16 protein-coding genes are annotated in these 14,762 nt (G+C 68.4%); 13 read left to right on the top strand and 3 right to left on the bottom strand.

What is annotated here, in order from left to right; translation table 11 throughout:
• Positions 1 to 34: 34 nt before the first annotated feature.
• Complete coding sequence (locus tag AC1RAD_RS08505; protein WP_492734511.1) at positions 35 to 1,306, bottom strand: glutamate carboxypeptidase; 1,272 nt, start codon at positions 1,304 to 1,306, stop codon at positions 35 to 37.
• 136 nt (positions 1,307 to 1,442) lie between these two features.
• On the opposite strand from AC1RAD_RS08505, the gene AC1RAD_RS08500 reads away from it, so the two are divergent.
• Positions 1,443 to 2,081 (top strand): class I SAM-dependent methyltransferase, encoded by a 639-nt coding sequence (locus tag AC1RAD_RS08500; protein WP_492734510.1) that lies wholly within the window; start codon positions 1,443 to 1,445, stop codon positions 2,079 to 2,081.
• Positions 2,082 to 2,257: 176 nt separating this feature from the next.
• Positions 2,258 to 3,910, top strand: a complete 1,653-nt coding sequence (locus AC1RAD_RS08495) for an ankyrin repeat domain-containing protein (protein WP_492734509.1) — start codon at positions 2,258 to 2,260, stop codon at positions 3,908 to 3,910.
• 20 nt (positions 3,911 to 3,930) lie between these two features.
• Here the strand turns inward: AC1RAD_RS08495 and AC1RAD_RS08490 are convergent, their stop codons facing one another.
• A complete protein-coding gene (locus AC1RAD_RS08490; RefSeq protein ID WP_492734562.1) occupies positions 3,931 to 4,758 on the bottom strand; it encodes a sulfite exporter TauE/SafE family protein in 828 nt (275 codons plus the stop codon).
• 102 nt (positions 4,759 to 4,860) lie between these two features.
• On the opposite strand from AC1RAD_RS08490, the gene AC1RAD_RS08485 reads away from it, so the two are divergent.
• From AC1RAD_RS08485 to AC1RAD_RS08445, 9 genes are all read left to right on the top strand, one after another.
• On the top strand, positions 4,861 to 5,625 hold the full coding sequence (locus tag AC1RAD_RS08485) for an AraC family transcriptional regulator (RefSeq protein ID WP_492734507.1): 765 nt from the start codon (positions 4,861 to 4,863) through the stop codon (positions 5,623 to 5,625).
• A 74-nt stretch (positions 5,626 to 5,699) separates the two neighbouring features.
• A complete protein-coding gene (locus tag AC1RAD_RS08480; RefSeq protein WP_492734506.1) occupies positions 5,700 to 6,140 on the top strand; it encodes a surface-adhesin E family protein in 441 nt (146 codons plus the stop codon).
• 170 nt (positions 6,141 to 6,310) lie between these two features.
• A complete protein-coding gene (gene chrA, locus AC1RAD_RS08475) occupies positions 6,311 to 7,684 on the top strand; it encodes a chromate efflux transporter (protein ID WP_492734505.1) in 1,374 nt (457 codons plus the stop codon).
• A gap of 10 nt (positions 7,685 to 7,694) precedes the next feature.
• Positions 7,695 to 8,621, top strand: coding sequence for a Fe-Mn family superoxide dismutase (locus AC1RAD_RS08470; RefSeq protein WP_492734504.1), 927 nt, complete (start codon positions 7,695 to 7,697; stop codon positions 8,619 to 8,621).
• Positions 8,618 to 9,076, top strand: a complete 459-nt coding sequence (locus tag AC1RAD_RS08465; protein ID WP_492734503.1) for a chromate resistance protein ChrB domain-containing protein — start codon at positions 8,618 to 8,620, stop codon at positions 9,074 to 9,076. Before AC1RAD_RS08470 ends, AC1RAD_RS08465 begins: the two co-directional genes overlap by 4 nt.
• 132 nt (positions 9,077 to 9,208) lie before the next feature.
• Positions 9,209 to 9,505, top strand: a complete 297-nt coding sequence (locus tag AC1RAD_RS08460) for a hypothetical protein (protein ID WP_492734502.1) — start codon at positions 9,209 to 9,211, stop codon at positions 9,503 to 9,505.
• 44 nt (positions 9,506 to 9,549) lie between these two features.
• A complete protein-coding gene (locus AC1RAD_RS08455; protein WP_492734501.1) occupies positions 9,550 to 9,915 on the top strand; it encodes a DUF2845 domain-containing protein in 366 nt (121 codons plus the stop codon).
• A gap of 204 nt (positions 9,916 to 10,119) precedes the next feature.
• A complete protein-coding gene (locus AC1RAD_RS08450) occupies positions 10,120 to 10,935 on the top strand; it encodes a class I SAM-dependent methyltransferase (protein ID WP_492734500.1) in 816 nt (271 codons plus the stop codon).
• 100 nt (positions 10,936 to 11,035) lie between these two features.
• A complete protein-coding gene (locus AC1RAD_RS08445; RefSeq protein ID WP_492734498.1) occupies positions 11,036 to 11,773 on the top strand; it encodes an IclR family transcriptional regulator in 738 nt (245 codons plus the stop codon).
• Between the two features lie 12 nt (positions 11,774 to 11,785).
• Here the strand turns inward: AC1RAD_RS08445 and AC1RAD_RS08440 are convergent, their stop codons facing one another.
• Entirely contained in the window at positions 11,786 to 12,691 is a 906-nt protein-coding gene (locus AC1RAD_RS08440) for an HpcH/HpaI aldolase/citrate lyase family protein (protein WP_492734497.1), read from the bottom strand.
• Between the two features lie 207 nt (positions 12,692 to 12,898).
• Between AC1RAD_RS08440 and AC1RAD_RS08435 the strand changes: the two genes are divergently transcribed.
• Both AC1RAD_RS08435 and AC1RAD_RS08430 read left to right on the top strand, forming a co-directional pair.
• Positions 12,899 to 14,263 (top strand): MmgE/PrpD family protein, encoded by a 1,365-nt coding sequence (locus tag AC1RAD_RS08435; protein WP_492734495.1) that lies wholly within the window; start codon positions 12,899 to 12,901, stop codon positions 14,261 to 14,263.
• Positions 14,260 to 14,760 (top strand): MaoC family dehydratase, encoded by a 501-nt coding sequence (locus tag AC1RAD_RS08430; RefSeq protein ID WP_159274584.1) that lies wholly within the window; start codon positions 14,260 to 14,262, stop codon positions 14,758 to 14,760. Before AC1RAD_RS08435 ends, AC1RAD_RS08430 begins: the two co-directional genes overlap by 4 nt.
• Positions 14,761 to 14,762: the final 2 nt, after the last annotated feature.

Genomic DNA, 14,762 nt, shown 5'->3' with positions numbered 1-14,762 from the left:
GGCCCCTGCCGCGGGCGCACTGCGCGCTACAGACTCAGTTCTTGCCGATCTCGGTCAGCAGCCGCGTCACGAGGTACAGGCGCGGCACGATCGAGTCGACCTCGATGTACTCGTCGCGCGCGTGGTAGCCGAAGCCCGCGAGGCCGAAGCTCTCGACCACCGTGGCCTTGCCCGAGCGGCCCGCGAAGCCCGCGTCGGTGCCGCCGCCGGTCATCGGCGTCAGCGCCAGTTCGCGGTCGAGCTCCTTGTAGATCGCCTGCGCCTTCTCGGCCAGCGCGCGGCCCTTGGCGCCCGCGACGAAGGCCGGGCGGCCCACCTCGACCTTCACCGTAGTCTCGGTGTCGGGAATCAGCTTGCCGCTGGCGATCTTGGCCTGCAGCGCCTCGGTGAGTTTCTTCTCGGCACCAGGTTGCGTAATGCGGATGTCGCCCAACGCCTGCGCCTTCTCGGTGATCTGGTTGATCGGACCGGTGGCGCGCGCCACGGTCCAGTTCAGCGTCACGCCGGGGATGTCCTTGGCGAGGTCCTTGGTCTGCAGCATCTGGTACGACAGCTCGTACAGCGCGTTGCGGCCCAGCTCGGGCGCGGCGCCGGCGTGCGCCGCGCGGCCCTTCACCTCGAGCGTGGCCTGCGCGATGCCGGCCGCGCCGAGCAGCAGCGACTCGCCCTTGGCCACTGCCTTGGCGGCCGTCGGCTCGAAGGACAGCACGGTGTCGTGCAGGTCGGCCGTGGTGGCGATGAGTTCGCCCGAGCCCACCGAGCCCACCTCTTCGTCGGGGTTCACGAGCACGGTGAGCGTGTCGTAGTCGCGCCAGCCCGCGTCGGCCAGGATCTTCAGCGACGCCATCATCACCGCGAGGCCGCCCTTGTCGTCGGCGATGCCGGGGCCGTAGATGCGGTTGCCGTCCACCTTGTAGGGCTGGCTGTTCAGGATGCCCGGCGCGTACACCGTGTCCATGTGGCCCTGCAGCATGATCTTGCGCTTGCCCGTGCCCTTGATCGTGCCGATGACGATGTCGGCCCCCGCACCGGCCGAGGCCTTGCGGCGCTCCGTCTTGAAGCCGGCCGCCTTCAGGCGCCCTTCGATCACGTCGGCCATCTTCATCAGGCCCTCGACGTTCAGGCTGCCCGATTCGATCGACACCATCTCCTTCAGGTTGTCGATGACGGCGGGCTGCGCCTTCTCGGCAGCGGCCAGCAGCTTCGCATCGGGCGCCGCCTGCGCGGTGGCCGCGGCGCCCAGCGCCAGGCCGCAGGCCAGGGCGACGGAACGCAGGGAGAAGAAAGACGAGGTACGCATGGTCATGAGAGTCTCTTTTCCTGGAGTGATTGGCGGGCGCCAGCATAGCGACATGGCGGGCGAAGCGGCGCAAATCGGCGACAGCGCCCGGGCGGCGGTTTACAGTGCGCCGCATCCTTCCACACGCCGCCGATCCAAGACCATGAGCCTCGCGAACGACGCCAGATTCTGGGACCGCAGCTCGCGCCGCTACGCGAAGAGCGCCATCGCGGACGCAGCCGGCTACGCACGCACGCTCGAGCGGACCCGCGCCCTCTTCAAAACGGACGCGCGCGTGCTCGAACTGGGCTGCGGAACCGGCACGACGGCACTGCGCCTCGCGGGCCACGCCCGCGCGTACCTGGCGACGGACATCGCCGAAGGCATGATCGCCATCGCCGAAGAGAAGCACGCCGCCGCCCCGGTCCCCGGCCTGGCGTTCCGCGTGGCGACCGCCGAGACGCTGGCACCGGACGACAGCCCCTTCGACGCCGTGCTGGGCTTCAACTACCTCCACCTGGTGCGCGACCTGCCCGGCACGCTGCGCTGCATCCACGCCCTGCTCGCGTCGCAGGGACTGTTCATCTCCAAGACGCCCTGCCTCGGCGACATGACCCCGCTCTTGCGGCTGGCCTTGCTGCCCGCGATGCGCGCGATCGGGCTGGCGCCGCATGCCGGCGTGTTCCGGGCGGCGGAGCTGGGAGCGCATCTACAAGCTGCCGGCTTCGAGGTGCTTGCCGCTGAGAACCACGCGACGAAGGGTGGCGAGAACCGCCCCTTCATCGTGGCGCGCAGGCAGTGATACGGGCTTCGGCGCGCGGCGTCGCCCTGCCCCAATCCGCTACCATCCGAGCCGCGGTGCAAGCCGCGCCCGGGCCCGCGGGAAGGGTTGAACCCACTTGCCTTCTTCATGACGATCCACAGCCTTTTGTGCAGCCGGATTTGCGGGTCATCGGCGCCTGATGCACGGAGGTTTCCATGAAGCGCATTCCCGCCCGGCCCGACATCGGCCACCTGAAGAAGCAAGCCAAGGAACTGCTTGCCCTCTACCGAAGCAACGACCCCGAGGCCTTTCACCGGTTTCGCAGTGCCTTGCCAGCTGCGTCGGGCAAGACCGATGCCGCCCTCGCAGCCCAGGGCTTGCGCCTGCACGATGCCCAGTCGTGCGTGGCGCGCGAGTACGGCTTCGCGTCGTGGGCCGACCTGCAGGGCTTTGTCCTCGCCCGCAGGGCGCAGGTCGATAACCCGGCCCAAGCAGTGCTCCATTGGCTGCGCCTCGTGTACGCGGGCGACATCGCCGGCGGCACGAACCGCGCACGGCCTGCGGCGGCCTTGCGCATGCGCGACGAGAACCCCGCCCTCGCGGCGGGTGGCGACCCGTGGGTGGCCTGCGCCATGGGCGATGAAGCCGCGCTGCGCCACGCCACCGCGCAAGACCCGGCATGGGTCCATCGCGCGGGCGGCCCGCTGCAACTGCCGCCCCTCGTGGCCGTCACGCACTCCGGCCTGATGCAGCTGCCGGGCTATCGCGAACGCCTGCACGCGTGCGCGAAGTTCCTGCTCGACGCCGGCGCGTCCCCCGATCAATCGGCCGGCAACCGCTGGCCTCCCGCGTCGCTCGAAGCGCCTGCCGACACCGAGCGGCTGTCCGCGCTGTACGGCGCGGCCGGCCAGAACCACGACCCCGAACTGACGAAGCTGCTGCTCGACGCCGGGGCCGACCCGAACGACGGCGAATCGCTGTACCACTCGCTGGACCAGCCCACCTGCACGAAGCTGCTGCTGGAAGCCGGCGCACGCGTGACGGGTTCCAACGCGCTGTACCGGGTGCTCGACCTGGACGACGTCGGGACCTTGCGCCTCCTGCTCGCACACGGCGGCGACGCGAACGAACCGCCGCAGGGCCCGCCCATCTCGGACTGGGGTTCGCCGCTGCTGTGGGCCCTTCGTCGCCGCCGCTCGCCCGCACACATCGAAGCCCTGCTGACCGCCGGTGCACAACCGAACGTGTCCACGCCGGATGGCACGCCCGCCCACACGGTCGCCCTGCGCTTCGGGCTGACCGAGGTCGCGCAGCTGCTGCAGGCGGCGAGCGGTGAGCAGACGCCGCTCTCCACCAGCGAAGCCTTCATCGCTGCATGCGCGCGCGGCGACGAAGCCACGGCGCGCGAACTGCAGGCGCGGCACCCTGGCCTCATCGGCTCGCTCGACACCACGCAGCTTCGCCTGCTGCCCGAGCTCGCAGCGCAGGGCTGCAGCGATGCGGTGAAGGCGATGGTCACGCTCGGCTGGCCGCTCGAAGTCCGTGGCGGCGACTGGGACGCCTCGGCGCTCAACCACGCCGTGTTCTGCGGCGATGCGGCGCTCACCCGGTTCCTGCTCGCACACGGCGCCGACTGGCAGGCGCTGCACGGCTTCGGCGACAACGCCTGCGGCTCCTTGTCGTGGGCCTCGCTCAACGAGCCCGTCGAAGGCGGCGACTGGGTGGGCTGTGCCCAGGCCCTGGTGGCGCACGGCATGCCTCCCGCGCGGCCCGACCCGCAGGACGCGGACGGCGTGCTCCTCGGTGCGCGGCGCAGCGTGTTCTCGGACGAGGTCACGGACTTCCTGCTGGGCGCATCGATGGCGTGAAGCGGGACGGTGCCGCGCGCTCAGCGCACCACCATCGCCCCGAACACCACGATCAACAAGGCCAGGTAGACCTTGGCGTGGATGCGGTCCGGAATGCGCCCGATCCACAGCGCGGCGACGCGGATGCCGATCCACGAACCCACCACGAGCGCCGCCGCCGCGCGCACGTCGACATACCCGACGTGCCACGGCCCGAACGTCGGCGTCGAGGTGGCGGACAGGGCCACGTAGGTGGCCGTGCCGGCCAGCGCCACCGGCAGCGACAGCGGGTTGGCCATGGCCGTCGCACGGCGCATCTCGATGCCGCGACGGCGCATGAGCGGCACCGTCATCACGCTGCCGCCGACGCCGAGGAAGGCGGCAATCCAGCCGATCGCCAGGCCCGACAGCGCCGTGGCCGTGAGAGAGGGCGCCGCCTTGCTCGCCACGGCCGGCGAAAGAAAGCCGGGCCGCAGCCAGCAGTCCATGATCGTCAGCGCCAGGTACGCGGCAAACGCCCAGCGCAGCCATTCCCCGTGGACCGCGGTGGCGGCCAGCGCCCCCAGCACCGCACCGGCACCGATGACGCCCAGCAGCGGCCGGATGTGCGACCAGTCCAGCGTTCCTGCACGCTGATGGCGCCACGTGGCCAGCAGCGCGCCAAAGACCATCACGCAGGTGGACGTGGCCACCGCGATCTGCATGGCCGACTGCCCGACGGCGCTGTCGGCCGCGTTCAGCTGGGACAGCAGCTGGTAGAGCAACGGGACCACGACGAATCCACCGCCGAAACCGAACAGCACGGTGGTGACGCCCGTCAGGCATCCGCACACCACCAACATCACATACAACGACACAAGGCACTCCATCGACACGGAAAGAAGCCTCGAGGCTAGAGTTCGAGGGGCTGGCGCGCTTGCGATGTTCGGTCAACAATATTTGCGTTCCGGCCAACCCACCGACCCACTGCCGTGCGCAACCAGCCTCTCGACACCCTCGACCCCACGCCCCGCGCCGTGCTGGCCATCGGCACCGACTACGCGCCCGGCACCCTGCTGGAAATGCACCGCCACCGCCGCGCCCAGTTTCTCTACGGCGCGACCGGGCTGATGGAGGTGGGCACGGACGACGGCGCCTGGGTCGTGCCGCCGCACAGCGGCGTCTGGATTCCGGCCGGCAAGCCGCACCGGGTGCGGATGGTGGGCGTCAGCACGCGCAGCCTCTACATCGAGCCGGCCGCCGCGCCGCGCGGTGGCCCGCAGTGCGGAGTGCTGGCCGTGTCGCCGCTGCTGCGGCAGTTGCTGATCGAGGCCATCGACGTGCCGGCGCTGTACGACGAACGCGGCCGCGATGGCCTGTTGATGTCGCTGGTGCTGAAAGAAGTCGGCCGCGCGGCGGCCCTGCCCTTCTTTGCGCCGCTGCCGGGCGAGCCGCGGCTGGCGGCGCTGTGCATCGCCTTCCTGCACGCGCCCGACGTGCGCACGTCTCCCTTGGCTTGGGCACGGCAGTTGCACCAGAGCGAACGCACCTTCAGCCGGTTCTTCCGCCTGCACACCGGGATGGCGTTCGCCGAGTGGCGCAGCCAGGCCTGCCTGCTCTCGGCCATGGCCCAGCTGGCGATGGGCCGGCCGGTGACCGCGGTGGCGCTTCAGCTGGGCTACGACAGCCCGGGCGCCTTCTCCACCATGTTCCGCAAGCGGCTCGGGCAGAAGCCTTCGGCATTCATCGCGGCCTGAGGTGGAGGTTCCTGCCCACGGCGATGCATGGCATTCTTCGCCTGCTTGCCACCGATTCACAGGGAGTGAAACCAATGAAGCCTCGTCTGCCCAAGCACCGCACCGTGCTGGCATGCCACCTTGTCGCATCCGCCTTCGCAGCAGCGACCTTGCTGGCTGCAGTTCCCACACACGCCGCCGACACCTGGACCGAGATCGCCACCACCCCTCGCAAGCAGGTGCTGCTGCAACGCGATTCGGTCAAGCCGCATGGCGATGCTGTGGAAGCGTGGACGCTCTACCGCTACGACGAGTTGCAGACTGACGTGGGCAAGACCCCGTTTCGCACCTCGCGCTATCTCTACGACTACGACTGCAAGGGCCGGCGCGAAAAGATGCGCCGCGTCATCAGCCACAACGGGCCGCTGGAAGTGCACGACATCGACCTCGCCCGTCGCAGCGAATGGAAGGCCGTGGGCGGCCCGACCACGGTGAGCGGGATCGTGTTCAAGCACGTGTGCGCGAAGGCGCGCTGACCGAAAAGACGCACAGGCGCTTTCCAGCAACGTGAAGAGGGCCTGAGAGCCCTGCGTTGCCAGCAGGAACGGCCACTGCTACGATGCCCTTCCGCGGGAAAACAGCCTCCCGCGCTGCAAAGCAAGACGGCGTCCCGTCCAAGCGCTGGTGACCCTCAACGGAGTTTTCCGTGGACACCGCCTTGCCTGACGCCTCCTCTGCGCTTCCTGCGCCCCCTGCCCCCATTTCCTTTGCCGAAGCGTTTCGCTTCTGGCTCAAGCTCGGCTTCATCAGTTTCGGCGGGCCCGCCGGGCAGATCGCGATCATGCATGCGGAACTGGTCGAGCGACGGCGCTGGATCAGCGAAAAACGCTTCCTGCATGCGCTGAACTTCTGCATGCTGCTGCCCGGCCCCGAGGCGCAGCAACTGGCCACCTACATCGGCTGGCTCATGCACCGCACGCGCGGCGGCATCGTGGCCGGCGCCCTGTTCGTGCTGCCCTCGCTGTTCATCCTCATCGCGCTGTCGTGGGTCTACCTGCGCTTCGGCAACGTGCCGGTGGTGGCGGGCGTCTTCTACGGCATCAAGCCCGCGGTCACCGCGCTGGTGCTGCATGCGGCGCACCGCATCGGCAGCCGCGCGTTGAAGAACCGATGGATGTGGGGCATCGCCGCCGCGGCCTTCGTCGCCATCTTCGCGTTCGACGCGCCATTTCCAGCGATCGTGCTGGCCGCCGGCCTCATCGGGCACTTCGGCGCGCGACGGGCGCCCGAGGTGTTCGCACTCGGCGGCGGCCACGGCAGCGCGCAGCAGCACTACGGCCCGGCGCTGATCGACGACGACACGCCCACGCCGGCGCACGCGCGCTTTTCCCGCGCGCACCTGCTCAAAATTCTGGGCATCGGCCTGGGCTTGTGGCTGCTGGCCATGGGCGTGCTCATCGCGACCCAGGGCCTGCACGGCACGCTCACGCAGATGGGATGGTTCTTCACCAAGGCTGCGCTCTTGACCTTCGGCGGCGCCTATGCCGTGCTGCCTTACGTGTACCAGGGGGCCGTCGAGCAGTACCACTGGCTCTCCGGCGCGCAGATGATCGACGGGCTGGCGCTGGGAGAAACCACGCCGGGGCCGCTCATCATGGTGGTGGCCTTCGTCGGCTTTGTCGGCGGCTGGCTGACGCAGGTGCTGGGGCCCGACTCGCTGTTCCTCGGCGGCGCGCTGGCCGCGACGGTCGTCACCTTCTTCACCTTCCTGCCCTCATTCATCTTCATCCTGGCCGGCGGGCCTGCCATCGAGGCCACGCACGGCCGACTGGGCTTCACGGCACCGCTGTCGGCGATCACCGCGGCGGTGGTGGGCGTGATCCTGAACCTGGCGCTGTTCTTCGCGTACCACGTGCTCTGGCCGCACGGCTTCGGTGGCCGCTTCGACGCGATCTCGGCGGTGATGGCCGTGGCCGCGGCCATCGCCCTGTTCCGCTTCAAGGTCGGCGTGATGACGTTGCTCGGTGCCTGCGCGGCCATCGGGTTGGCAGTCACCCTGTTGCTTCCGCTGCTGCGCTGAAGGAGTCGTCATGGACGCCCGAACTCAAGCCTTGCCCTTCGATCCCGCCGCGCTACGCGGCCTGTCGGCGCAACTTCTGAACAGCCATCACCAGAACAACTATGGCGGCGCCGTCAAGCGCCTCAACGCCATCCGCGCAAAGCTCGCCACGGCATCTTTCGCCGCCATGCCCGGCTTCGAACTCAACGGCCTCAAGCGCGAAGAGCTCATCGCCAGCAACTCGATGCTGCTGCACGAGCTGTACTTCGCATCGCTCGGCGGCGACGGCCGGTCGATGGAGCCCGCCATGGCGCTCGCCCTGGCGGCCAGCTTCGGCAGCGTCGACCGATGGCGCGAGGAATTCGCAGCGATGGGCAAGGCGCTTGGCGGCGGCTCGGGCTGGGTGCTGCTCACCTTCCAGCCGCGCGAGGGCACGCTGGTCAACCAATGGGCCGCCGACCACACCCATGCGCTGGCAGGCGGCACGCCGCTGCTGGCGCTGGACATGTACGAGCACGCCTACCACCTGGACCACGGCGCCGCCGCCGGTGCGTATGTCGATGCCTTCATGGCCAACATCGACTGGGCCCCGGTGTACGCGCGCTACCAGCAGGCGGTGCACGCCGCCAGCGAACTCTTCGGCGCGGCGCAGGACGACGTAGCCGGCTCGGTGCTGCTCGACGTGCGCCGCGCCGGCGTGTTCGCGCAGGCCGCGTCGATGCTCCCCGGTGCCCGCTGGCGCGACCCGGCGGCGGTCGAGCACTGGGCCGCCGAGCTCCCGGCCGACCGCGCGCTGGTCGTCTACTGCGTGTACGGCCACGAGGTGGGACGCAGCACGGCCCTGCGGCTGCGCGCCGCAGGCCTGGATGCACGTTATCTGCGCGGCGGCATCGACGGCTGGCAGGCCGCCGGCCGGCCGCTCCAGCCCAAGCCTGCCGACCCAGGAGCCACGCCATGAAATGGATCACCCGCGAACGCCCGAAGATCGACCGCATCGCCTGCCCGTGGCTGATCCTGCGCTTCATCGACCGCGAGGCCGAGTTTCTCTACGTGCCACCGGCCGACGTGCTGGCCATGGCGCAAAGCACCGGCGCCACGCCCTACGACATTCCGGGCGTGGAGATGAGCCACGTCGGCGAGCGCTGCAGCTTCGACGCCTTCCTCGCGAAGTACCGGCTCACCGAGCCTGCGCTGCACCAACTGGCCGACATCGTGCGCGGGGCGGACACCTCGCGGCTCGACCTCACGCCACAGTCGGCTGGGCTCTACGCCATCTCGCTGGGCCTGTCGCGCATGTTCGCCGACGACCACGTCATGCTGCAGCACGGGCTGGTGATGTACGACGCGCTCTATGCCTGGTGCAGCGAGGGCCGCGGCGAGACGCACAACTGTCCGCCGAAGATGCCGGCGTGAAGCGGGTCGGAGGACGATGGCCTGCCTTGCCGGAAGCACGCTAACATTTCGCCCGGCTCCGCCGCACCACCCGGGTCGGACCCTCGAGCGCACAGCGACAACCCAGGGTGTCACCGCAAATGGAGCGTCCCGATGAGGAGCATCCTGGCCGACCTTGTTGTCGGCATCTTCGATTTCATCCTCGATGTCCTGCTGTTCCGGGGCCTGCGCCGCAAGCACGGCCAGCGCAACCGCAGCGTGGCGGAAGACACCGTCGAGGTCGCGCGTTTCGATTTCGTCACACTGACTTTCATCGCGCTGGTCAGCGTCGGCTTGATGCTGATCCTGGCCATCGGATTCGACGTGCCGGCGGGCTGGAGCGTGGGCATCGGCATCACCGTCGGCGCAATCTGGGGCCTCTGGCGGTATGCCCAGCTGGTTCGTGAGTGAGCGATGCGCACATGAAGCATTCAAGAAGGTCAACGATGCCGGGTGTGACTCGTTTCACACGCCTGGCCACCGGGGTTTCGATCGCCACTGCCGCCTTGCTGATCGCCAGTTCCGCGGCAGCCCAGTCCCTCGCCTGCAACGGCTACCTCGTCGGAAAAGGCGCATCGCCCGCGACCTTGCTCCAGACCTGCGGCGAGCCGGTCTACCGGCAGGCGGTCTGCGTGCCGATGGTGCAGCTCGGCTGGGTCCTCACGCCCTATCGGCCAGGCAGCCCCGAGGCCGTGCTCGCCAATCAATGCGTACCGATGGAGGAATGGACCTACGACCGCGGGCCGGGCACCTTCTTCGGCATCGTGCGCATCTACAACGGCACCATCGAATCGGTGCGCGACGGGGACCGCGGCCGTTAGGGGTCGACCGATCACCGCACCCGAAACGCCCGGCAACATCTCTGGTGCCCACTACAGGGGAGGACGCCCGCGCAACGGCGTTGACGACGATGCCTGGCAGGGCCACCATGGCCCATCGTCCCCGTCACGCATGCCCAAACAGGCAACGGACTCGTTGGAGCAAGGGAGCAGGCCCGCTCTGTTCAGAGCTTTCAAGGAGTTCCCATGGCTGCCGAAAGCGACAAGGTGTTCGCGGGCTCGATCCCGAAGTTCTACGACACGCTGATGGTCCCCCTGATCTTCGAGGGCTACGCCGTCGACGTGGCCTCCCTGGTCGCTGCGTTCTCGCCCGGCGCGGTGCTGGAAACGGCGGCCGGCAGCGGCGCGGTCACGCGGATGCTGGCACCCCAGCTTGGCGCCGGTGCGCGCTACGTGGTGACCGACCTCAACCCCGCCATGCTCGACTACGCCGTCACCCGCCAAGCGGCTGACAACCGCATCGAATGGCAGCAGGCCGACGCGCTCGCCCTGCCGTTCGAGAACGCCTCCTTCGATGTGGTCCTGTGCCAGTTCGGCGCCATGTTCTTCCCGGACCGGGTCGCCGGCTACAGCGAGGCGCGCCGCGTGCTGAAACCCGGCGGGCGCTTCGTGTTCAGCGTCTGGGACCGCATCGAAGACAACGCCTTCGCCGACGACGTCACCCGCGCCGTCGCCACCGTGTTCCCGGACGACCCACCGCGCTTTCTCGCGCGCACGCCGCACGGCTACCACGACGTCGCGCAGATCCGCGGCGACCTGCACCGCGCGGGGTTCACCGACATCGAGGTCCAGACGCACGAGAAGCTGAGCCGCTCACCCTCGGCACGCGAGGTGGCGGTGGCCTACTGCCAGGGCACGCCGCTGCGCAACGAGATCGAGGCGCGCGACGCGAGCCTGCTCCAGCTTGCGACCGACCGCGCGGAGGAGGCGATTGCCAGCCGCCATGGCACCGGGCCGGTGGCGGGCAAGATCCAGGCGCATGTCATCGTGGCGATGGGGTAGACGCAAATCGCCTGCGATTCGACGGACCGTCCTCCTGGTTTCGCACAGGCTGAGACAATGGCAACCTCAGTCCCTGCCCCTCATCAACCAGAAGATTTCAGTGCAGAACGGCCTCGTCAAGTCAGCCATCCGTGTCTTTGATCTGCTCGAGCTTTTCGATGCCGAGCGTCGACCGTTGCGCGTGACCACCATTGCACAAAAACTGGAAGCCCCTCAGTCTAGTGTCTCCATGCTGCTGAAGTCGCTGGTTTCCCGCGGCTACATGGAGTTCGATGCGACCACGCGCGAGTACTGCCCGTCGGTGCGCGTCGCGTTCCTGGGCGACTGGGCCACGCGCATTCCGCACCGGCGCGATGCGGTCCAGGATGCGTTGCGGCGACTCGCGAACGAAACGGGTGAAACGGTGCTGCTGGGGCGCCAGAGTGGCATCCTGCTGCAGTACCTCTCGGTCATCGAGTCGCAGAACGTCCTGCGCTTCTCGCCCTCGCCCGGCACCATGCGTCCGATGCACCGCACGGCGACGGGCATCATGCTGCTCAGCGCCCAGGACGACGAGCGAATCGGCCGGCTGCTTCGGCGCTACAACGCCGAGCCTGGAAGAACGGGGCCGGTGGCAAAGATCGCCACGACCATGCGTGCCGTCGAATGGGCGCGCGAACATGGCTACTACGAATCGGCCAACCTCGCGACACAGGGCGCCGGCGTCATCGCGACGCTGCTGGCCACGCCGATCCGGGGGCAGCGCCTGAGCATCGGCGTCGGCGGGCCTGTCGATCGCCTGCACGCCCGCCGTGCCGAGCTCGTGCGCATCGTGCTTGCCGTCGCCAGCACCAGCTGATCGGCGCGGGCCCTAGCGCCCGTGCACCGTCCGCCTCTCGATGGCGTCGTGAATGGCCAGCAGTGCCTGCGCTTGCGCCAGATGCAGGCGTTCGACCATCTTTCCATCAAGGTTGACGACACCCGCACCGGCGTTCTCCGTCCGCGCAAAGACCGCAACGATCCGCCGCGCGTCTGCCACCGCAGTTGCCGAAGGAGAGAAAGCCTCGTTCGCCGGGCCGATCTGCGTGGGATGAATGAGTGTCTTGCCGTCGAAGGCCATCTTCACGGAATCGGCCGCTTCCGCTGCGAAACCCGACTTGTCGGCGAAATCGTTCCAGACCCCATCGAGCACGCACACGCCATGGCGCTTGGCACAGAGCACGATGTGCATCAGCCAGGGCCGAAGAAAGGCGCGTCCATCGCCAGGGAAAACGCCGGTCTCCTTGGCGATGTCGTTGGTGCCGACCACGAGGCAGTCGAGACCGGGCTGCGACGCGAGGCCCGTGCGAACAATCTCGTCGAGCGAGAGCAGCGCCGCAGGCGTCTCGATCATGGCCCACAGGCGAATCGCCTCGTTCACGCCACTCTTCGGCAATGCGCCCGCGATCACCGCGAAGTCATCGGGACTCGAGAGCTTCGGCACCAACACGACATCCGGACGGCAGGCCGCGACGGTTGCCATGTCGGCTTCGAAATCCGTCGTGTCGATCGCATTGACCCGGATGACCCGCTCCTGCATGCCCTCCTTCGGCGTCGCGAAGAAGGCTTCGAGGTTGCGCCTCGCGGCTTCCTTCCTGTCGGGCGCTACCGCATCCTCGAGATCGAAGATGACCGCATCGCAGTCGAGCGATGCGACCTTGGCGAGCGCGCGCTGATTGATGGCGGGAACGTACAGGGCCGAGCGTCGGGGTCGTCGGGCTTGGGCAGTGAATGTCATGACAAGGCATCGATGAGTTGAACAGACGCGTCGCAGAGGAACCGACGCGAGTTCCGAGTCTGGCGCTGATGCACAACCACTTCCATCATGGATGTGATGATGAAGCGCATCTTTCAACCATCACATATGTGATGCATCTTTGCCCGAGCCTGCTCAATACTTTGGAGAACCCACCAAACGAGCCTCCCACCGGGGCCAAGAGACAACGTGAAGAATCAGACCAACGAGAGCATCGACAGCGTGGCGGTCACGCACCTGATGGCCGACTGGATCAGCCACACCGACGATGCCGCTCTCACCCCCGCGGCGTACCAATGGGCGAAGCATGCAATGCTCGACTGGCTCGCCGTCAGCATCGCAGGCACAGCCGAGCCACTGGTGCAGATCCTTGCCGATGCATACCAGGGGTCGGCAGACCAGCCCTGCCTTCTGCTGGCCAGCGGACGGCGTGCCGCGCCGCACGATGCGGCGCTCATCAACGGCGCCGCAGGCCACGCGCTGGACTATGACGATGTCGCATCGCGGATGTTCGGCCACCCCACGGTGCCGGTGGCGCCGGCCGTTCTCGCCATGGCCCAGTCGCGCGCGGCCTCCGGTCGCGACCTGTTGCGTGCCCTGGTGGTGGGCCACGAGATCGAAAGCCGGCTCGGAGAGATCGTCGGTCCAAGCCACTACCAGCATGGCTTCCATGCCACCGGGACCGTCGGCACCTTCGGCGCCGCGGCGGCCTGCGCGAACCTGCGCGGCCTGAACAGCGACCAGACAGCGCATGCACTGGGCCTCGCGGCGACCCAGGCCGCAGGACTCAAGTGCATGTTCGGAACCATGGGCAAGCCGCTTCATGCCGGCAAGGCCGCGATGAACGGACTGATGGCCGCCGAGCTCGCCGCGCGCGGCTTCACGGTGAACGACAGCGCGATCGAATGCATACAGGGCTTTGCCCGCACCATGGCACCGGCGCTGAACGGCGTGGCACCGTCGATCGACACACGCCACGGCTTTGCCGTCGAACAGACGCTCTTCAAGTACCACGCCTCCTGCTACCTCACCCATTCCACGATCGAGGCGATCCGCGCATTGCGGCAGCACGACGGCGTCGATCTCGACGCACTGGAGTCGATGACCCTCCAGGTTGCCGGCAACCATCGCGGGGTCTGCGACATCGCGGTGCCGCAGAGCGGGCTCAACGTGAAGTTCTCGATCCAGCATCTGGCCGCACTGGCGCTCGACGGCGCGGACACCTCCGACCTCGGCTTGTACTCGGGCCGCACCGCACTCGATGCGCGCTACGCCGCCGCCGCCCGGTGCGTGTCCATGGTCGTGGTCGAGGCCGAGAACCGCGACGCGGCCACCGTGACGATGCACACGCGCGACGGCCGGACGCTCTCCCGCACCGCCAACGTGGTGATTCCCGCCACCGACCTCGACGCGCAGTGGGCGCGCCTGCTGGCCAAGGCCCGTTCGATCGCCGAACCCGTGCTCGGTGCCGCCCGCTTCGACCGGTTCGTCGAGGCCGTCGACGCACTCGACCGTTCCCCATCTCTCCACCCCCTGTTCGAAGCCATCCAATGACTCCCAACGACCCCACGGTCGCACGGCTGAAAGCCGACGCGACGCTGCGACCCCGCGGCAACCGCTACGAAGATTTCGAGATCGGCCGCGCTTTTGCGCACCACTGGGGCCGCACGGTCACGGCGGCCGACAACACGCTCTTCTCGACGCTCACGCTTCACTACAACCCGCACTACACCAACGAGGCCTTTGCCAAGGCACACGGCCATCCGGCCACGCCGGTCAATCCACTGCTGGTGTTCAACACGGTGTTCGGGCTGTCGGTCGAAGACCTGTCGGAAGGCGGTGGCCCGTTCCTGGGCGTCGACGAACTCAGCTACTGCAAGGCGGTGTACCCCGGCGACACGCTGTACGCGCGCTCCGAAGTCATTGCGCGACGCCTGGCCTCCAACCGGCCCGGCTACGGGATCGTGACCTGGCACACGCGCGGGTCGAACCAGCAAGGCGAGGAAGTCATCGACTTCAAGCGCTCCAACCTCGTCAAAACAAGGAACTGAGA

This window comes from Variovorax sp. GW823-FHT04B03 (assembly GCF_058796495.1).
The sequence above is the reverse complement of the archived record's forward strand: the minus strand, read 5'-3'. Positions and strand labels throughout refer to the sequence as shown.